This is a genomic window from Gordonia sp. DT30, from assembly GCF_049844915.1.
In the GTDB taxonomy this organism is placed as follows: Bacteria; Actinomycetota; Actinomycetes; order Mycobacteriales; family Mycobacteriaceae; genus Gordonia.
The window spans coordinates 350,295-365,469 of sequence record NZ_JBNCLY010000002.1; the positions used below are offsets into that span (position 1 = coordinate 350,295).

At 66.2% G+C, this 15,175-nt stretch carries 15 protein-coding genes, 7 tRNA genes and 1 riboswitch; of the genes, 5 read left to right on the top strand and 17 right to left on the bottom strand.

The genetic code is table 11. The features are described from left to right. Nucleotides 1-11: 11 nt before the first annotated feature. From msrB to ACLQ3C_RS03610, 4 genes are all read right to left on the bottom strand, one after another. Nucleotides 12-443 carry a peptide-methionine (R)-S-oxide reductase MsrB gene (gene msrB / locus ACLQ3C_RS03595; protein ID WP_425703484.1) on the bottom strand — a complete coding sequence of 144 codons (432 nt, stop codon included), beginning with the start codon at nucleotides 441-443 and terminating at the stop codon, nucleotides 12-14. Nucleotides 444-505: 62 nt separating this feature from the next. Continuing rightward, nucleotides 506-1,795 (bottom strand): glycosyltransferase family 87 protein, encoded by a 1,290-nt coding sequence (locus ACLQ3C_RS03600; protein ID WP_425703486.1) that lies wholly within the window; start codon nucleotides 1,793-1,795, stop codon nucleotides 506-508. A gap of 93 nt (nucleotides 1,796-1,888) precedes the next feature. Beyond that, nucleotides 1,889-3,517: an alpha/beta hydrolase gene (locus ACLQ3C_RS03605; protein WP_425703488.1), complete on the bottom strand. Its 1,629-nt coding sequence runs from the start codon at nucleotides 3,515-3,517 to the stop codon at nucleotides 1,889-1,891. Between the two features lie 22 nt (nucleotides 3,518-3,539). Next, complete coding sequence (locus tag ACLQ3C_RS03610) at nucleotides 3,540-4,304, bottom strand: dihydrofolate reductase family protein (protein WP_425703490.1); 765 nt, start codon at nucleotides 4,302-4,304, stop codon at nucleotides 3,540-3,542. Between the two features lie 35 nt (nucleotides 4,305-4,339). On the opposite strand from ACLQ3C_RS03610, the gene zapE reads away from it, so the two are divergent. Next, nucleotides 4,340-5,353 (top strand): cell division protein ZapE, encoded by a 1,014-nt coding sequence (zapE, locus tag ACLQ3C_RS03615; protein WP_425703492.1) that lies wholly within the window; start codon nucleotides 4,340-4,342, stop codon nucleotides 5,351-5,353. Nucleotides 5,354-5,359: 6 nt separating this feature from the next. Here zapE and ACLQ3C_RS03620 read toward each other — a convergent pair whose 3' ends face one another. The 9 genes from ACLQ3C_RS03620 to ACLQ3C_RS03660 all read right to left on the bottom strand — a co-directional run bounded on the left by ACLQ3C_RS03620 (nucleotide 5,360) and on the right by ACLQ3C_RS03660 (nucleotide 8,232). Beyond that, entirely contained in the window at nucleotides 5,360-5,935 is a 576-nt protein-coding gene (locus ACLQ3C_RS03620; RefSeq protein ID WP_425703553.1) for a GNAT family N-acetyltransferase, read from the bottom strand. A 41-nt stretch (nucleotides 5,936-5,976) separates the two neighbouring features. Further along, a complete protein-coding gene (locus ACLQ3C_RS03625; RefSeq protein ID WP_425703494.1) occupies nucleotides 5,977-6,603 on the bottom strand; it encodes a class I SAM-dependent methyltransferase in 627 nt (208 codons plus the stop codon). An 11-nt stretch (nucleotides 6,604-6,614) separates the two neighbouring features. After that, a complete protein-coding gene (locus ACLQ3C_RS03630) occupies nucleotides 6,615-7,388 on the bottom strand; it encodes a 3-oxoacyl-ACP reductase (RefSeq protein WP_425703496.1) in 774 nt (257 codons plus the stop codon). Further along, a riboswitch (TPP riboswitch) is annotated at nucleotides 7,379-7,476 on the bottom strand. (Overlaps the previous gene by 10 nt.) Nucleotides 7,477-7,535: 59 nt before the next feature. Further along, nucleotides 7,536-7,610, bottom strand: a tRNA-Val gene (locus ACLQ3C_RS03635). A gap of 12 nt (nucleotides 7,611-7,622) precedes the next feature. Beyond that, nucleotides 7,623-7,696: transfer RNA gene (locus tag ACLQ3C_RS03640), tRNA-Cys, on the bottom strand. A 22-nt stretch (nucleotides 7,697-7,718) separates the two neighbouring features. After that, nucleotides 7,719-7,791: transfer RNA gene (locus ACLQ3C_RS03645), tRNA-Gly, on the bottom strand. 179 nt (nucleotides 7,792-7,970) lie between these two features. Beyond that, a tRNA-Val gene (locus tag ACLQ3C_RS03650) sits at nucleotides 7,971-8,045 on the bottom strand. Between the two features lie 18 nt (nucleotides 8,046-8,063). After that, nucleotides 8,064-8,137 (bottom strand) — tRNA-Cys (locus ACLQ3C_RS03655). A gap of 22 nt (nucleotides 8,138-8,159) precedes the next feature. Next, nucleotides 8,160-8,232 (bottom strand) — tRNA-Gly (locus tag ACLQ3C_RS03660). Nucleotides 8,233-8,473: 241 nt separating this feature from the next. Between ACLQ3C_RS03660 and ACLQ3C_RS03665 the strand changes: the two genes are divergently transcribed. Beyond that, nucleotides 8,474-8,545 (top strand) — tRNA-Val (locus ACLQ3C_RS03665). 63 nt (nucleotides 8,546-8,608) lie between these two features. Here ACLQ3C_RS03665 and ACLQ3C_RS03670 read toward each other — a convergent pair. Together ACLQ3C_RS03670 and ACLQ3C_RS03675 are read right to left on the bottom strand one after the other, a co-directional pair. Continuing rightward, nucleotides 8,609-9,292 (bottom strand): DsbA family oxidoreductase, encoded by a 684-nt coding sequence (locus tag ACLQ3C_RS03670; protein WP_425703498.1) that lies wholly within the window; start codon nucleotides 9,290-9,292, stop codon nucleotides 8,609-8,611. A 65-nt stretch (nucleotides 9,293-9,357) separates the two neighbouring features. After that, nucleotides 9,358-10,866, bottom strand: a complete 1,509-nt coding sequence (locus ACLQ3C_RS03675) for an MFS transporter (protein WP_425703500.1) — start codon at nucleotides 10,864-10,866, stop codon at nucleotides 9,358-9,360. Nucleotides 10,867-10,953: 87 nt separating this feature from the next. Here ACLQ3C_RS03675 and ACLQ3C_RS03680 point away from each other — a divergent pair, with 87 nt between their 5' ends. Then, a complete protein-coding gene (locus ACLQ3C_RS03680) occupies nucleotides 10,954-11,358 on the top strand; it encodes a winged helix-turn-helix transcriptional regulator (protein WP_425703502.1) in 405 nt (134 codons plus the stop codon). Nucleotides 11,359-11,607: 249 nt separating this feature from the next. Then, on the top strand, nucleotides 11,608-12,840 hold the full coding sequence (locus tag ACLQ3C_RS03685) for a hypothetical protein (RefSeq protein WP_425703504.1): 1,233 nt from the start codon (nucleotides 11,608-11,610) through the stop codon (nucleotides 12,838-12,840). A 60-nt stretch (nucleotides 12,841-12,900) separates the two neighbouring features. On the opposite strand, the gene ACLQ3C_RS03690 is transcribed toward ACLQ3C_RS03685, so the two are convergent. Further along, nucleotides 12,901-13,164 (bottom strand): hypothetical protein, encoded by a 264-nt coding sequence (locus tag ACLQ3C_RS03690; RefSeq protein ID WP_425703505.1) that lies wholly within the window; start codon nucleotides 13,162-13,164, stop codon nucleotides 12,901-12,903. Further along, complete coding sequence (locus ACLQ3C_RS03695) at nucleotides 13,161-13,766, bottom strand: recombinase family protein (protein WP_425703506.1); 606 nt, start codon at nucleotides 13,764-13,766, stop codon at nucleotides 13,161-13,163. The genes ACLQ3C_RS03690 and ACLQ3C_RS03695 overlap by 4 nt, the downstream gene beginning before the upstream one ends. A 288-nt stretch (nucleotides 13,767-14,054) precedes the next feature. On the opposite strand from ACLQ3C_RS03695, the gene ACLQ3C_RS03700 reads away from it, so the two are divergent. Continuing rightward, nucleotides 14,055-15,175: HNH endonuclease (locus ACLQ3C_RS03700; protein ID WP_425703507.1), on the top strand; the 1,121-nt coding region annotated here is incomplete at its 3' end.

The window sequence follows — 15,175 nt, forward strand, 5'->3', positions numbered from 1 at the left end:
CGGCGGCCGGCCTACTCTTCGGGTTCGAGTGTCAGGCTGATCGAGTTGATGCAGTAGCGCAGGTCGGTCGGGGTGTCATAGCCCTCGCCGGCGAACACGTGCCCGAGGTGACTGCCGCAGTTGGCGCAGAGCACCTCGGTGCGGCTCATGCCGAGCGAGTCGTCGACACGCTCGATGATCGTGTCCCCGGCCAGAGGCGAGAAGAACGACGGCCAGCCGCAATGTGATTCGAACTTTTGGTCACTGCGGAACAGTTCGGCGCCACAGGCCCGGCAGCGGTACACACCGGTGGTTGTGGAGTCGGTGTACTCGCCGACGAATGGGGCCTCGGTACCTGCCTGCCGCAGCACACGATATTCAGCGGGCGTGAGACGTTCCCGCCACTGTTCGTCGGTGAGATCGGCCAACTCGGCGGGCGTCTGCTGGGCGGGGATATCGGTCATGGTTCCACCGTACGAGCCCGTCACAGCACTCGCCAGCCTCGGTCATCGCAGCGGACGAGATCTCATCCGCCGACCGGCTGGGACCCGACGCCGCCGGCTTCCGTGGACGGTGTGTGCGCCGGGGCGGCAGTCACCGGGTCGGCGGGCGCCGACCAGTCGCGCCAGCTACCGGCGACGCCGTCGCGCCGCATGTCCAGGTACCGGAACAGCAGGGCGCAGAACACCGCGATCATCAGTAGCGACCAGCCCCAGGTGACCTTGTTGTATTCCAGTTGCCGACCGAAGTCCGGCCAGCGAACGGAATTGAAGGCATCCAAGGTGAAGCAGCCGTAGACGCCGAGCCAGGCCGGCCAGTTACGCATCGGCGAGCCCGGGATGAACACCGACATCACCAGCGGGAACAGCAGCATCGAGTAGTAACCCTGCCCGAGCGAACCGACCAGGAACGTGGTGCACAGCAGCACGCCGGAAGAGGTGGTGAGCCAGAGCAACTCGTTGGTGTGGCGGTAGTAGCGGTAGAGGAACCACAGTGAGAAGACCGCCATCACGCAGAATGCGATCCGCAGGACGATGATGAGCCAGTCGGCGACGCCGAAGTAGGCGCCGTTGCCGACGATGGAGCTGTTGTAGTAGTCCCGGGCTTCACCGAGGTAGGGGATCGTACGGGTGACAAAGGATTTCGGGTCCGCCGACACCGGCCACGCCACGATGTTCAAGATCACCGGAACGGCGATGGCGCTCACCAGGATCCGCCAGCGTCCCACCAGCAATGGCAGGAGCAGCAGCGGTACGAGGACGGGTTTGACCGCGAACGTCAACCCGATGAGGACACCCGCCCACCAGTCCTGCCTGCGCAGCATCAGGATCAGGAACGCGAGAAGGCCGAGCAGCACGAAGGCGTTGAAGTTGGTGAAGACGAGTGTGTGGGTCACGGTTTCGGTGCTGAAGAAGAAGAACAGCACCGTGGGCAGCACCCACGACCGCGCGCCGAAACCGAACAGCCGGGTGATCAGATAGGCACATACGATCAGCACGACGACGCTGAGGGCGATGAACAGCCAGCGGGCGCGCTCCGGGTCGATCACCGCCAGCGGCGACATCAGCAGGGTGCCCGACGGGGGATACAGGTAGTGCGGATCGACCGTGTTGAGGTTTTCCGCGTACACCGGCTGCCGGTTCAGGAACGCCAGCGCCGCGTTGTACACCGGCCGGAAGTCGTCGGTCCGGTCACCGTTGACGCCCAGAAGGACCGACCGCTGGAAGATCATCATCACGGTGATCGGCCACAGCACCAGCGGGATGATGCGCTGTGCGGGCATCTGCGGGTAGAGGTACCTGTCGAGAAAGGCCACCCGCGAACCGTACTACGTGCGCCCGGAACGGCTCGACCTTCCCTGGCCGCCGCGTGGGATCTCCCGGGCCGCCGGTTTGGCCGTCCCCAGGGGTCAGCTCGGGCAGCCCCGTTCCGACGGACCGGCCAAGGGAGTGGAGGCGACGTAGTCGGCGACGACATCGGCGACGCAGCTGCTGCGGGCGAGCGCCGAGTAGCCCACACCGTTCCAGCTCACGCTCACCGGCGAGGTCCGCGCGCGGGTGAACAAGGCGTCGAGGCCGGTGGCGCCGGTGCCGCCGTTGATCGGGTCGCCCGGGTTGCTCAGGACCAGTGGTGCGACCGGAAAGGTGCTGGGTGGTGCGACCGCCTCACCGGCGGCCCATCCGTTGCACCGCATCAGCGACAGCGCGGCGTCGGCGCCGGTCAGTGGATTCGATTTGGACCAGGTCGTGATCAGGTTCGCGATCTCGTTCTGGCTGACCGGTCCGGTGACATCGTTGCAGTCGGCGACGATCTGCCCGTCGGTGAGTCGCAATGCATCGGCCCGGCCGGCGAGGTCGGCGAGTCCTCCGGTGTCGCCACGATCGGCGGCGGCGATCGCCGAGGCGACGCCGCCGATGCCCTCTGGGGAATTCGGGGCCAGCGCGATGCCGGTCGTGATGGCCGCGAGCGCCTCGGTGTCGGAGAGCGGGCCGAGATGGCCGGTACGCCCCTTGGCGAGGACATCGGCGATGACCGATGCCCCGCTGGCGCCGAGCGCGCAAGCGGGGCCGAGGACCGAGCAGCGTTGGCTGAAGGTGGTCAGTGCCGCCTGCACGCCGGTCGCCCGCGCCGCAGCGGTGTCACGGGCGTTGGCGCCGAACGGAGTAGGGGTGTCGAGGATGATGCGACCCGTGCGGCCGCCATACAGAGCGCTGTAGGCGATGGCGACGTCGGAGCCCTCGCCGACACCGATGAGGCCCAGTTGTGGGACCGCCCAGCGTTTGCGCAGGGTTTCCAGATCGGAGGCGGCCGAGCGGATTCCGAACGCGAGCTGGTCGGGGGAGAGCGTCTCGGTGCACCCGTCGGCGGCTTCTCCGGCCGCCCCGGCCAGGTCGCTGATGCGGCGATCCTGCGAGGTGCCCCGCGTCAGACCGTTGTCGGCGTACGTGTGCCGGTCGGCGCGCGTCAGACAATCCACCGGGGTGCTCTGGGGGATACCGCGCCGATCGACGGCCACCACCGGATGCTTGTCGAGCAGGGTGCGGCCCGAACCCGACGCGAGCAACAGCAAGGTCCGCGAGGATGGCATGTCGGTGCCGGAGGTGAGCACCAGTGGCGCGGCGTCGGCGGGTGTTTGTGGGGTGCTGATCCGGGTCATCCCGACCGACAACGTGGATTGGGGCCGATCCGGGTTGATCGCGGAGGGCAGATCGGCACAGTCGATTCTCAGTCCGGACGGGGCGGCCGTTCGGTAGTCGCCGGCGATCTTCGGACCGCAGGCTTCCCACGCCAGGTCATGCGCCGGTTTCTGCAGCGTCGGTGCCTTGGCCGGCGCGCTGGATGAGGCGGGGGCCGGGCCTGCCCCGCCGCCACCCGGCACGAGGGGTGGTCCCGGGTTCGGTCCGACCGCGCACGCGGACACGCCGACCAGGGCGGCGGCGACGCTCGCCACCAGCAGTCGCCGTCGCCACGGTGTGGTGTGTTCCGAGATCACCGGCGACCGAGTACCGCGCGGCACGATATATCTCCCCAAGGCCATGACGGCGAGCGTAGCCAACCGGTCAGCGATCACGTGCCCAGCGGGTGAACACGAATCCCTCGTCGTCGGAGAGAATGTGCGCTGCGCGCATCCGTGCGAGCTCGCTCAGCGCCGGCCCGGCGAGGATGCGGGTGGCGTCTCCGGCCGCGAGGGTCGGGCTGGTGGTCAGGCACAGTTCGTCGAGGAGCCCCTCGGCGACGACCGTTCGGAGCAGGCTCGGGCCGCCCTCGCAGAGCACACGGGTCCTGCCGAGTCGTGCGAGATGTGCCAGCACACTGTCGAATCGGACCTGGCCGGTCCCGCAATCGAGCAGGGTGGCGCCGTGTTCGGTCAGCGCCCGCCTGGCTGCGGCGGGCGCGTTCGTGCAGGTGAACACGACGGTGGCGGGGTCGGCGAGTGGGGAATAGTCGGTGTCGATCGACAAGGAGTTGCTGATCAGCGCCAGCATCGGTGCCGCGGACCGGCCTGCGCGCCGGCGGGCGTCGGCGAACACCGCGTCGGGCCCCGGCTGGTGGTAGCCCTCGGCGATGGCCGTGCGCGCGCCGACGACCACCACGTCGGCAAGACCGCGCAGCACCCGGAAGATCGCGCGATCACCGCTACCGCCGAGCCCGCCGGATGTCCCTTTGACCGCGGTCGCTCCGTCGATCGAGGCGATCATGTTGGCCCGGACAAAGGGCTTCTCGAGTGCGTCAGGGTAGCGATAGAGACCGGCGATCTCGAGTAGATCCCCGGCATCGCCGGGGTCGGCGGATGTGACCTGGGTCGCTTTGTGCTGGTGGAGCATCATTCCTCGTGGTCGGCTGTGGCTATCCTGCCCCAATGGTGGCACGTCTGTCCGACCGGAACCCGGTGGTCTCTCCCGAGCAGCTGATCGAGGAGATGGTTCCGCCGTCCACCTTCGATTCGGTGAGCTTCGACAGCTACATCCCGGACCCCGACGAACCGTCGCAGACGGAGGCGGTCACCAAGGCCCGCGACTTCGTCGAACGTGCCAAGAAGGCGCGCGGCGGCAAGAAGGGACTCTTCTCCCGCAAGCAGACCGCACAGGGGGTCGGGCTCTACCTCGACGGCGGTTTCGGGGTGGGCAAGACGCACTTGCTCGCGTCGATCTATCACGCGATGCCCGCGCCGAAGTCGTTCGCGACATTCGTCGAGGTCACCCATCTCGTCGGGGCGTTGGGCTTCATGAATGCCGTCGAGCGGTTGTCGGAGCAGAACGTGCTGTGCATCGACGAGTTCGAACTCGACGACCCGGGCGACACCATGATCGTGTCGCGGCTGCTGACCGAACTGACCGCGAAGGGGGTGTCGATCGCGGCCACGTCGAACACGTTGCCCGGACAGCTCGGTGAGGGCCGGTTCGCCGCCCAGGACTTCTTGCGTGAGATCAAGAAGCTCGCTGCGATCTTCGAGACCATTCGCGTCGACGGACCCGACTACCGTCATCGCGACCTGCCGCCCGCCCCGGAGCCGAGGTCGGACGACGACCTGGTCGCGTTGGCCTCCTCGACCGACGGCGCCACGCTCGACGACTTCGATGATCTGTGCGCTCACCTGGCCAAATTGCATCCGTCCAAATACAAAGCACTTGTCGACGGCGTATCCCTGGTCTGCATCGAGGGCGTACATCCCGCACCGGATCAGTCGGTGGCGCTGCGACTGGTGGTGCTCGCGGACCGTCTCTACGACGCCAACATCCCCGTCACAGTCTCCGGTGCCAAGCTCGACGAGATCTTCACCGAGGAGATGCTCGCCGGTGGCTACCGGAAGAAGTACTTGCGCGCCACATCGCGCCTGCTGGCGTTGTCGAGGTTCGCGGAGTCCGCGGTCTGAGGCTCGTCACCGGCTCAGGTGCCGGACCAGGACGTAATCGTGTTCGATCGTGCCGTTGAGATCGAACGTCTTCACTCCGGCTCGACTGAACCCCATCTTTGCGTAGAACCGTTGTGCCCGAACGTTTTCCTGATTCACCCCGAGCCACACCGACGCCGCGCCGCGGTTGTCGGCGCGTGCGATTGCCGCGCCCATCAGCAGCCGCGACGGCGAGTCGGTGCGGCCTTTCGCATGATGATCGGGCAGTACGTAGACCTTGGACACCTCCGACGACGGCCGATCCGTGATCAGCGCGGCGACATCGGGATCGGCCGGCTCGCGATGGCGCACGAGGGCATACCCGACGGGCGTGTCGTCGGCGGTGCGGGCTAGCAGCACGTCGGAGTCGGCGGCGGCGATGTATCCGGCGAAGTTCTCGGGGCTCAGGTGGGCGCGGATGAACCCCGCGATGTCATCCGGGTGTGAATGCGGCGGACAGGCCAGCGGGAACGTCGAGGCGGCCAGCGCGGCCACCAGACCGGCATCTGCCGGATCCGTCACGAGGTCGACGATCACCTCGGCGGGTTCCGGCTGGGCGGACATGCTCGTCATGGCTGCCACGATAGCCCCGGGATGATCGGCGCTCAGGCGGTGCGGCCGCCGATCCCGGAGAGCATGTGGACCTCGGGGAAGCGGTGCTGCGGGTCCGGGTGGCTCAGCGTGCGCCAGTGCTCCTCGAAGCCGGCGGCGGCGAGATATTCGGCGAGGGTGTCGGGATGCCACCGCCACGCGCGCGCGACGGCATGGTCGAATTCGTGGACGCCGGGTTCATCGGCGCTCTGCGCGGCAACGAGGACCATCGCGTGCGCAGGCAACCGGCGACGCCACGACGTGAGCACCGCGGGCATCAGTTCGGGGGATAGGTGAATGAGGCTGAACCGGGCGAGAATTGCATCGACGCGGGACAGTTCCACCTCGTCGAGCCCGGCGTCGCCGTAACGAAAATCGATGTGCGGGTGGGTCGCGCGTCCTATGCCTACCATCCCGCTGCTCGGATCCACGGCGATGACCTGCACGCCGCCGGCCGCCAGATGTGCTGCGACGTGGCCGATTCCGCATCCCACGTCCACGACGACGGGATCGTCGGCGCGAGCACGGACAGTTTCGGTGAAGACCTCGATCGAATGGCGCTCGAGCGGTGTGGTGAATGCGGTCGGAAAGGTTGTCGCGTAGAGCTGCGCCAGTGCGTCGTATCCGGGTTGGTGAGCCATCGACGGGGACGTCAGTTCTTGACCAGTCCGCCGTCGACGACGAGGTTCTGACCGGTCACCGCGCGGGCCCACGGGGAGAGGAAGAACAGCACCGCGTCGGCGAACTCACGCGGCGTGGTCACCGACCGTAGCGGGGTGGTGGCGGCGATCGCGTCGAAGACGGCCGACGGGGTCGCGGCGCTGGCGTCGGTGGTCCGCAGCAGACCGCCGGAGACCATGTTGACGTTGATTCCGTCGGGTCCGAGATCGTGCGACAGCGTGCGTGTCAGGGCCAGCAGCGCGGCCTTGGCGGCGGTGTAGTCGTGATACGGCACGACGGGATTCTGAAATAGGTTGGTCCCGATCGTGACGATGCGGCCGCCGCCGCTCGCGCGCAGTCCGGGCAGCGCCGCCTGTACCGTGTTCAGCGCACCGCCGACGACACCGCGGAACTGGGCGTCGAGTTCGGACCAGCTGAGGTCGTCGGCATGCGAGCGCGCATCGCCGTTGAACGAATAGTCGGGCAGCGCATTGGTGACAACCGCGCTGATCGGCCGATCGAAATACGTTGCAGCAGTGTCGATCATCGATCGGACGGCGTTTGGGTCGGCGACATCGGCGGCGATCGCCACGGCGCGTGGCCCGATCTCGGTGGCCAGTGCGGCCGCCGCGTCGGCGCTGCGACGATAGTTGATGACCACGCGCGCGCTCTCGGCCGCCACGGCGCGGACGATCTCGGCGCCCAGACCGCGGCCGCCGCCGGTGACGAGTACCACGTGATCGGAAATCGGCAGTGCAGCAGGCACGGTGACCATCCCTTCGCCAGTCCGAACTGGTGCAGGTTCGACGGGTGTGATCTCAGCCGGCCGGATGCCGGCACCCCGTGTCAGAGAGCCATCAGATCGTATGGGTGCCGCGGATGCAAGAAACCCGCCGGCGAGCGGCGGGTTTCGTGGTGCGCGATACAAGGATTGAACTTGTGACCTCTTCCGTGTCAGGGAAGCGCTCTCCCACTGAGCTAATCGCGCAGGATATGGAATTGGAGGTGGCGACGGGAATCGAACCCGTGTGCACGGCTTTGCAGGCCGTTGCCTAACCACTCGGCCACACCACCAGATGCGAGTTCACTCGCGCCGAGCGGATGACGGGATTCGAACCCGCGACCCTCACCTTGGCAAGGTGATGCGCTACCAGCTGCGCCACATCCGCATGTTCCCTGAGCCGATCCGATCGCTCAGGACGTGCTGCGCAACCATATTCGATGGGCCGCCCATACGCCAAATGCGCAGGCGCGTTCCACGCACCGGCGGCGGAAATTGCTCACGAATCAGGTGCGGCCGACAGGAGTCCGAGAGCGCCGAAAACCCGCCGGTACGCGGCGGGTTTCGTGGTGCGCGATACAAGGATTGAACTTGTGACCTCTTCCGTGTCAGGGAAGCGCTCTCCCACTGAGCTAATCGCGCGGGATATGAAATTGGCGGTGGAGGTGGCGACGGGAATCGAACCCGTGTACACGGCTTTGCAGGCCGTTGCCTCACCACTCGGCCACACCACCAGATGCGAGTTCACTCGCGCCGAGCGGATGACGGGATTCGAACCCGCGACCCTCACCTTGGCAAGGTGATGCGCTACCAGCTGCGCCACATCCGCATGCCCGCGAGCGATCTTGTGGACCATGGTGCTCGCGGCGCGGGACAGAACATTATCCGAACGTCACGGAGATACCAAATCGGCTGGTCTCAACTCACCCTGACACACAGGGAGCTGCCGAGATGTCGCGGATCTGGGGGGCTCGGAGCGGCACGCAGGAGACGACCTGCATTTTGCCGAACACGACCTTCGCCGTGTAACCTTCCTCCTCGTGCACCGGCGCCCCGAGCGCCGGCCACACGGTCCCGTGGCTCAGTGGAAGAGCGTCCCGTTCACACCGGGAAGGTCGCTGGTTCGATCCCAGCCGGGACCACTCTGTTGCCGATATTCACACCGCTCACCGGTCCGGTTCTTCCTCCTCGCCCTTGTGACAGGTCTATTCGGTGCTCCACGCGCGGTTGATCGCCTCGGCGTAGCCGTCGGAGTCTGTGGAGCCGGCGACCGCGATGCGACCGTCGAAGACCGTGAAGGGCACGCCGGTGATGCCGAGTTCACGGGCTTCGGTCTCGTCCGCGCGAACCGTGTCGGCAAACTCGTCACCCGATAGGACTGCTTCGACCCGGCTTCGGGGGATGCCGAGGCGGTCGGCGTGGTCGGCGAGCACGATGTGGTCATAGACGTCGGCGCGACCGCTGAACAGTGCTCGTTGAAGATCGCCGAGCAACTCCCCGGCAAGCCCAAAGGTGTCGGCGAGGTGCAGGACCCGGTGAACGTCGAAGCTGTTCGACAGCACCCGATCTCCGGTGTAGGGCAGCCCCTCGTGGTGGGCGATGGCAGCGACCTTTTCCTCCATACCCATGGCTTCGGTGGGGGACAAGCCGTATTTCGCGCGGAGAAGCTCAAGGTTCGGCTTCGACTCCGCCGGCATGCCCGGGTCGAGTTCGAAGGAACGGACCTTGACGGTGATGGCCTCGGCGTACGGCGAAGATCCGATGGCCTGATCGAGCCGATTCTTGCCGATGTAGCACCACGGGCAGGCGAGGTCACCCCAGACATCGATCTGGAGCCGCTTACCCTGTGGTGCTGCCGCCGACGTCTGCGTTGGTGTCGATCTGGTCATTGTCGAATGTCCTTTTACTTGTGTGGAGGGTGGTTTCTTCGGAGCGTGGTGTCGACGCGGGTGCGTCAGTTGGCGACCCGGTCGGGGTCTGCCTGCTCGGGGTCCGACTGCTGGGGGTTCGTCTGCTCGGGGTTCGCCTGGGCGGGAACGGACTTGGGTGTGGCCGGAAGCAGTGCGGCGACAAGGGTCAAGACGAGGCTGACCGCGGCGATGATGACAAAGACGGTGCGGTAGCCGTGGACGATACCGTCCGCCGCGCTGAGTCCGGTGTGAGTGGCCGTGGTGGCTGCGACGGTGACCAGGAGTGCGAGCCCGATCGCTCCACCGACCTGACGGGACATGTTGACCAACCCTGATGCGAGACCGGCGTGTTGGTGGTCGATCCCGATCGTGGCGGCCGCGACGATCGGCACGAACATCAGACTCATCCCGGCCCCGGCGACGAGCGTCGGCCCCAGTACATAGATCGCATAGTCGGAGTGGACCGGGATTCTCGACAGCCATGCCAAGCCGCCGGCGGAGACGACGCTGCCGACGATGAGCAACAATCGCGGACCGAACCTCGCCACCAGTCTCTGACTCGCGATCGCGCCGATCGCCGTCATCACGGTCATCGGGACCAGCGACAGGCCGGTGCGGACGGCGCTGTAGCCGAGAACCTGCTCCTCATACAGGGAGAGGAAGTAGACGACTGCGGTCAGGGTCACGCCGAGGCCGGCGAAGAGGATGTTGGCGATGGTCAGTGGACGATGGCGAAAGATACTCAACGGGACCAGCGGGGCAGCGGTGCGGGTCTCGATGACCACGAAGGCCGTCAGCAGGACCACGGCGGCGAGCAAGGCTGCGATCACGTTCGCCGATCCCCACCCCTTACTGCTCGCGGCCGACAGGCCGTACACCAGGGCGACCACCCCGAGCGTGGCCGTCACCGCACCGGGGACGTCCAGGCGACGCCAATTGCTGACCGCGGCGGCGGGCAGCAGGCTGATCGATGCCACGACGAACAGGACGATCCCGATGGGCACGTTGATGAGCAGCACGTACCGCCAGCCCAGTGCAGAGGTGAGTACTCCTCCGAGCACCAGCCCGGCCGCGCCGCCGATCGAGGCTGCTGCCGACCACAAGGCCAACGCGCGAGTTCGGTGATGGGCGGCCATCGGGCTGGTGATGATCAGGCTGATGGTGGCCGGCGTCATCGCGGCGGCCCCGAGTCCTTGTACGAAGCGGGCGACGAGCAACCATTCGCTGTTCTGGGCCAGACCGCCCGCCAGGCCGGCGAGTGTGAAGATCACCAGTCCCGTCAGGAACACCCTCTTCTGCCCAAAGAGGTCCCCGGCTCGTGAGGCGAGCAGCAGGAAGCCGCCGAAGGTCACGAGATAGCCGTTGATGACCCATTGCTGGCCGTCGACGGACAGCCCGAACTCCTCATGTATCCCGGGCAGGGCGACGTTCACGATTGTGGTGTTCATCACCAATACGAATTGAGCTGTGCAGGCGATCGCGATGATCACCCAGACGGGCACCCGTAGCGTCGGGGCGCCGGTCGGGGATTCGGCGGATTTCGGTGTGGTCATGCCTGCCTTCTCGAGCGTCTGGTAGTTACTTGTTGTGTGTCACCAGATCGTCTGTGAGTATTGGGTCATGCACAAGAAGGCACTTTCATGTCAGTAGGGCACATCGAGACGTCTGTCCCGCTCGGTTCGAGCGAGGACTGCCCGACTCGAGAGATTCTCGATCGGGTCGGAGACAAATGGAGCGTTCTGGTGATCGTCTTTCTCGGCCGGCGCACCCACCGGTTCAACGAGCTGTATCGCGCGATAGACGGCATCAGCCAGCGAATGCTCACGCTCACGGTGCGCGCTCTCGAGCGCGACGGGCTGGTGAATCGCACGGTCTACCCGACCGTGCCACCCCGGGTCGACTACGAACTGACCGAGCTCGGCCGGACGCTGCTCGATCCGATCGAAGCCCTCAACGCATGGGCGAACGCCCATCGTGACGACATCCGGGCCGCGCGTGCACGGCATGATTCCGAGTCGACGGCCGCCGCTGCCCAGGCCGACTGATCCGGCCGCAGTCGGCCGGGCAGCGCTTTGGGTGCCGTGAGAATTCGTAAAGCGCTGCGACGCAAGGATGATCCCGGTTCACGGCTCGTCGGCAGGGGCCGACGGGTAGGTCGATGTAGACTCGCCGACCGGAATTGTGTTCCTTGAACCGGGGCAGGTCAACACTGTGGGGCCTCCCGATCCTCCCGGTTCAGCGGACCATTCGTCGATGCCACCGAATTGCTGTTGAAAGGTCGAGGTCTGTAGCGCATGCTCGTCAACGAATCCCTATGGCAGGAACTGCCGGACGACGTGGCCGGTGCCGTGTGCGCGCCGTGGCCGAATGTCGTTCGCCGGAGCCGCCGTCGGACCCAGGGTGCCGATGCACCCGCGACCATCGACGAAGGCTGGGACAAGTTCGTCTACATCGTCAGCTGTCTGTCCCGGGGCGCCCGGAGCATGAGCGGGAACATCCGCGTCGGCGGTGAATGGACCCGTCCCGGTGTCGAGACACCGCAAGTGGTCGAGGATGTCGTCGACGAGGCGCGCGCAGGCATCGATCAGGAGAACTTCCCGGCAGCCATCATCGTGTGCGCGGACAAGGGCACCGGGGCGGTCCGCCGGGCGGTCATCACCGGACCTGCCGCCTGGCGATGGTACGTGCCGTTGGCTGACGAGCAAGATGCCTACCTGGCAGATTTGTTCGGAGAGGTTGTGGCACAACCTGTTTCCCAGTGGGAGCCGCTGACAGTGGAGCATTCGGTGCACCCCGGTGTGTTGGCTCGGTTGCGCGCGCCTGCGGTGGCCGCCGACGGAACCGAGATCGCAGTTGCGCCGAGCGTCACACCGTGGAGCGAGAACCGGTACGTGATCCTCGATGACGGTCCCGGTGTGGCCGGCGACCTCCGGATCTGGCCGGAGGGCGCAGGTGGCGACGTCGAACCGGTACGTGTCGGCGTCGAATGTCTGGAAGCCCAGGGCGTCTATCCGCCTTCGCGTGGCGCCGGGGAAATGACCCAGGATCTCGTCGGACGATGGCGTTTGCAGAGCAGCGAATACGTCGAACTCGACTGGACCGATGAGCTTGCCGAGGACGCCAACGACCGATGGCTCGACGGACAGCCCGATCCCGAGGGCGTGGTGCGTGTCTCGAAAGATCCGGTCGACGCGCCGTTCGCCGACGAGTTGACGGTCCGCCCCGATGGATCGTTCTACGAACTCGCCGACGACACCGACAGCACGATCGCCTTCTGGTCGGCGGAGGGAGCACTCGAAGGGCTGGGCTACACCTTCAACGGCTTCATCGCGACCAAAGATGGCCGTGACTATGTGATGGACTACGAGGAACTGGGTGAGCCGCCGACGCTGCGTCGCTGCGATAGTGACGTCGACATCGTAGAGGAACTCATTCGGGACGACACCACACTCACCCGGATTCAGAACACGATCTTCGACGGCATCTACCGGTCCCGTGTGATCCTGCGGTACACGCTGATCCCGTGACCGGCCCTTGTGACCGGTGAGACCGCAACAGCTGACACGTTCATCTGCTGATGCGGCGAATCAGCGCTTCGGATGCCGCACGAATCCGTAAAGAGCTGCGCGATAACCACGTTCGTAACTCTGTCGGATATCGGGGATGTCGCCGGCGGCCAACGCGGCCGACGCATGGTTGGCAGCCCAGGCCAGTGGCATCGACGCGAGATAGGCCGACGCCTCGTCGTATCCCCGCTGGAACTCCACTGCATCGAGGGTGGGGTCGTCGATCGATGATTCCGGCGTGGTGGCCCCCGGAAATGTCAGCACGCGGGATTCATTGGTGGTCACTGTGCGGTCCTCTTCTCGGCAAGTGTTCGGTAGAGCGTGGCGCGGCTGACCCCGAGGGTCGCCGCGATCGTCGGCACGGGATCTCCGCGGTCCCGGAGTCGTTGGGCGAGTTCGATTTGCTCGTTGGTGAGCGCGCGTGGACGTCCGAGTGTCCCTCTTCCATGCCGGGATGGGTGCGACTGCTTCCGCGGCTGCCCCTGCGCCGCCTCGTCGTTCACGACAGCAAGGGACGTGAGTACGCCGACGAGGGTCGCGCCCGCATCGTCTCTGGTGCTCAGTCGCTCGCGCAACGCGTGGACCCCGATGGTGCGGTCACTCAGATGACGCAGTGTCGCAAGCACTTCGCGCGCCGAACGGCCGAGGCGATCGATACCGATCACCACGACGGTGTCGCCGGAGCGGGCATAGTCCAGCAACGCGGCGAGCCCGGCGCGTGGTCCGGTAGGGGAGTCGGCGGATGTTCGGTCGCTGTAGACGCGGGCGGCTGTGACCCCGTTCGCGACGAGATCGTCGATCTGCGACTCGAGCGGCGGTGCACCCGTGCTCTCGCGTGCATAGCCGAGGAGCATCCCGGTCTGCACGCCCGGATCGATGGAAGGCATGCGTATGAGGGTATCCGAAAAGTCGCAAAAAAGTGCTGGCGACACGCTCGGGTGTTATGAGACTTCGACCTCGCCGTCTTGCCGTGTAGGCGATGAAGGGGACCGATTAATACGAAGATTCGTGGCGGATTGGTCAATGGCTGGTGTCTCGAAAGCGGCTTCTGAGATGGCGGACATGGCGGCGAGATGTGAGACTTCGCCGGCCGGGGGTGTGTCGGTGCGCCGAACCGGGTGACCGTGTTGTCGGGGACGCCGGTTTTGTCGGTGGCGGGTTCTAGGGTGTTGGTAATGGGTTCGGCATCTGCCGGGCCGGTCACCGGGCACGCGGAGGGGGAGGTGTCGATGTTCTCGTTTGTCGATGCTGAGGCTGATGTGCGTGTGGTGGGGTCGATGTCGGCGACGGATCTGGGGGAGTCGGGCCGGGATCTGTTGCGGCTCAGTCGTCAGGCCGAGGCGCGGGTGGTGTTGGCGGCCGGCGCATTGGGGGAGCGCACCTATCGTGACGTGTTGGCGACGGCACCACCGATTTTTCAGATGATGATGCGGCACAAGGCCGATAAGGCGGCGGTGGCGGAGGTGTCGCTGCAGTTGGGGATATCGCGGTCGAAGGCCGGTCGGTGGATGTCGTTGGCGGAGTTGCTGGAAGCTGTGCCGACGATTCGGGCGGCCTATCTTGATGGCGAGTTGAGCACCAATCGGGTCGACATCATGGCGCGGGCGGCCTCACGCGCCCCGAAAACTGCTGACGACGACGCTGACACCGACACCGACGGCACGGATGCTGGGGTGTCGTTTGAGGATGTGGCGCTCGAGTTGGGGTTGCGGGCGTCGACGGATCCGGTGTTGCGTGATCAGCTCGAGGAAGTGTTGATCTCGTTGGATCCGCAGGCCTCGGCGCAGGAGCGTGATGCGTTTGATGAGGCGTTCGCGCAGGTGTCGATCACCAATGATGCTGTTGGGCATGTGAATATCGAGGCGTGTGTACCCGCCCAGGTGGGGGTGTTTCTGCGGGATCGGATCGCGGCGTTGATCGGGTTGCGGGTGTGCCGGAATGATCGGCGCACGCTCGGACAGCAGCGGGTCGCAGCCCTGGCCGAGTTGACGGGGGTTCCGGGTGCGCACCTGTCGTGTACGTGTGGTCGGGATGGGTGTGCGCGGGCGACGAAAGACCCCGACACCGAGCCGGTCGACGAGACCGCAGCGGAGACCCCGGCGGATGCGGCCGAGGCCGCCGAACTGGATTCGCAGCTGCCCGCGCCGACCGATGCCGATGCCCCGCCTGCCGACGGCGACGCCCTATCTGAGTCGGATGCTGCGGCGCCGATTGTGCTGCCGTCGCCGATGATCACCCCGGATGCTCCGGCGTTCACGCTGGTGGCGGATTCGGCGGGGGTGGTGGTGCCGCGGTT

Bases quoted from the DNA above. Each gene is read 5' to 3' on its own strand.
- msrB (WP_425703484.1), bottom strand. From the start codon at position 443: ATGACCGATATCCCCGCCCAGCAGACGCCCGCCGAGTTGGCCGATCTC.
- ACLQ3C_RS03605 (WP_425703488.1), bottom strand. From the start codon at position 3,517: ATGGCCTTGGGGAGATATATCGTGCCGCGCGGTACTCGGTCGCCGGTG.
- ACLQ3C_RS03610 (WP_425703490.1), bottom strand. From the start codon at position 4,304: ATGCTCCACCAGCACAAAGCGACCCAGGTCACATCCGCCGACCCCGGC.
- zapE (WP_425703492.1), top strand. From the start codon at position 4,340: ATGGTGGCACGTCTGTCCGACCGGAACCCGGTGGTCTCTCCCGAGCAG.
- ACLQ3C_RS03620 (WP_425703553.1), bottom strand. From the start codon at position 5,935: ATGTCCGCCCAGCCGGAACCCGCCGAGGTGATCGTCGACCTCGTGACG.
- ACLQ3C_RS03625 (WP_425703494.1), bottom strand. From the start codon at position 6,603: ATGGCTCACCAACCCGGATACGACGCACTGGCGCAGCTCTACGCGACA.
- ACLQ3C_RS03670 (WP_425703498.1), bottom strand. From the start codon at position 9,292: ATGACCAGATCGACACCAACGCAGACGTCGGCGGCAGCACCACAGGGT.
- ACLQ3C_RS03675 (WP_425703500.1), bottom strand. From the start codon at position 10,866: ATGACCACACCGAAATCCGCCGAATCCCCGACCGGCGCCCCGACGCTA.
- ACLQ3C_RS03680 (WP_425703502.1), top strand. From the start codon at position 10,954: ATGTCAGTAGGGCACATCGAGACGTCTGTCCCGCTCGGTTCGAGCGAG.
- ACLQ3C_RS03685 (WP_425703504.1), top strand. From the start codon at position 11,608: ATGCTCGTCAACGAATCCCTATGGCAGGAACTGCCGGACGACGTGGCC.
- ACLQ3C_RS03695 (WP_425703506.1), bottom strand. From the start codon at position 13,766: ATGCCTTCCATCGATCCGGGCGTGCAGACCGGGATGCTCCTCGGCTAT.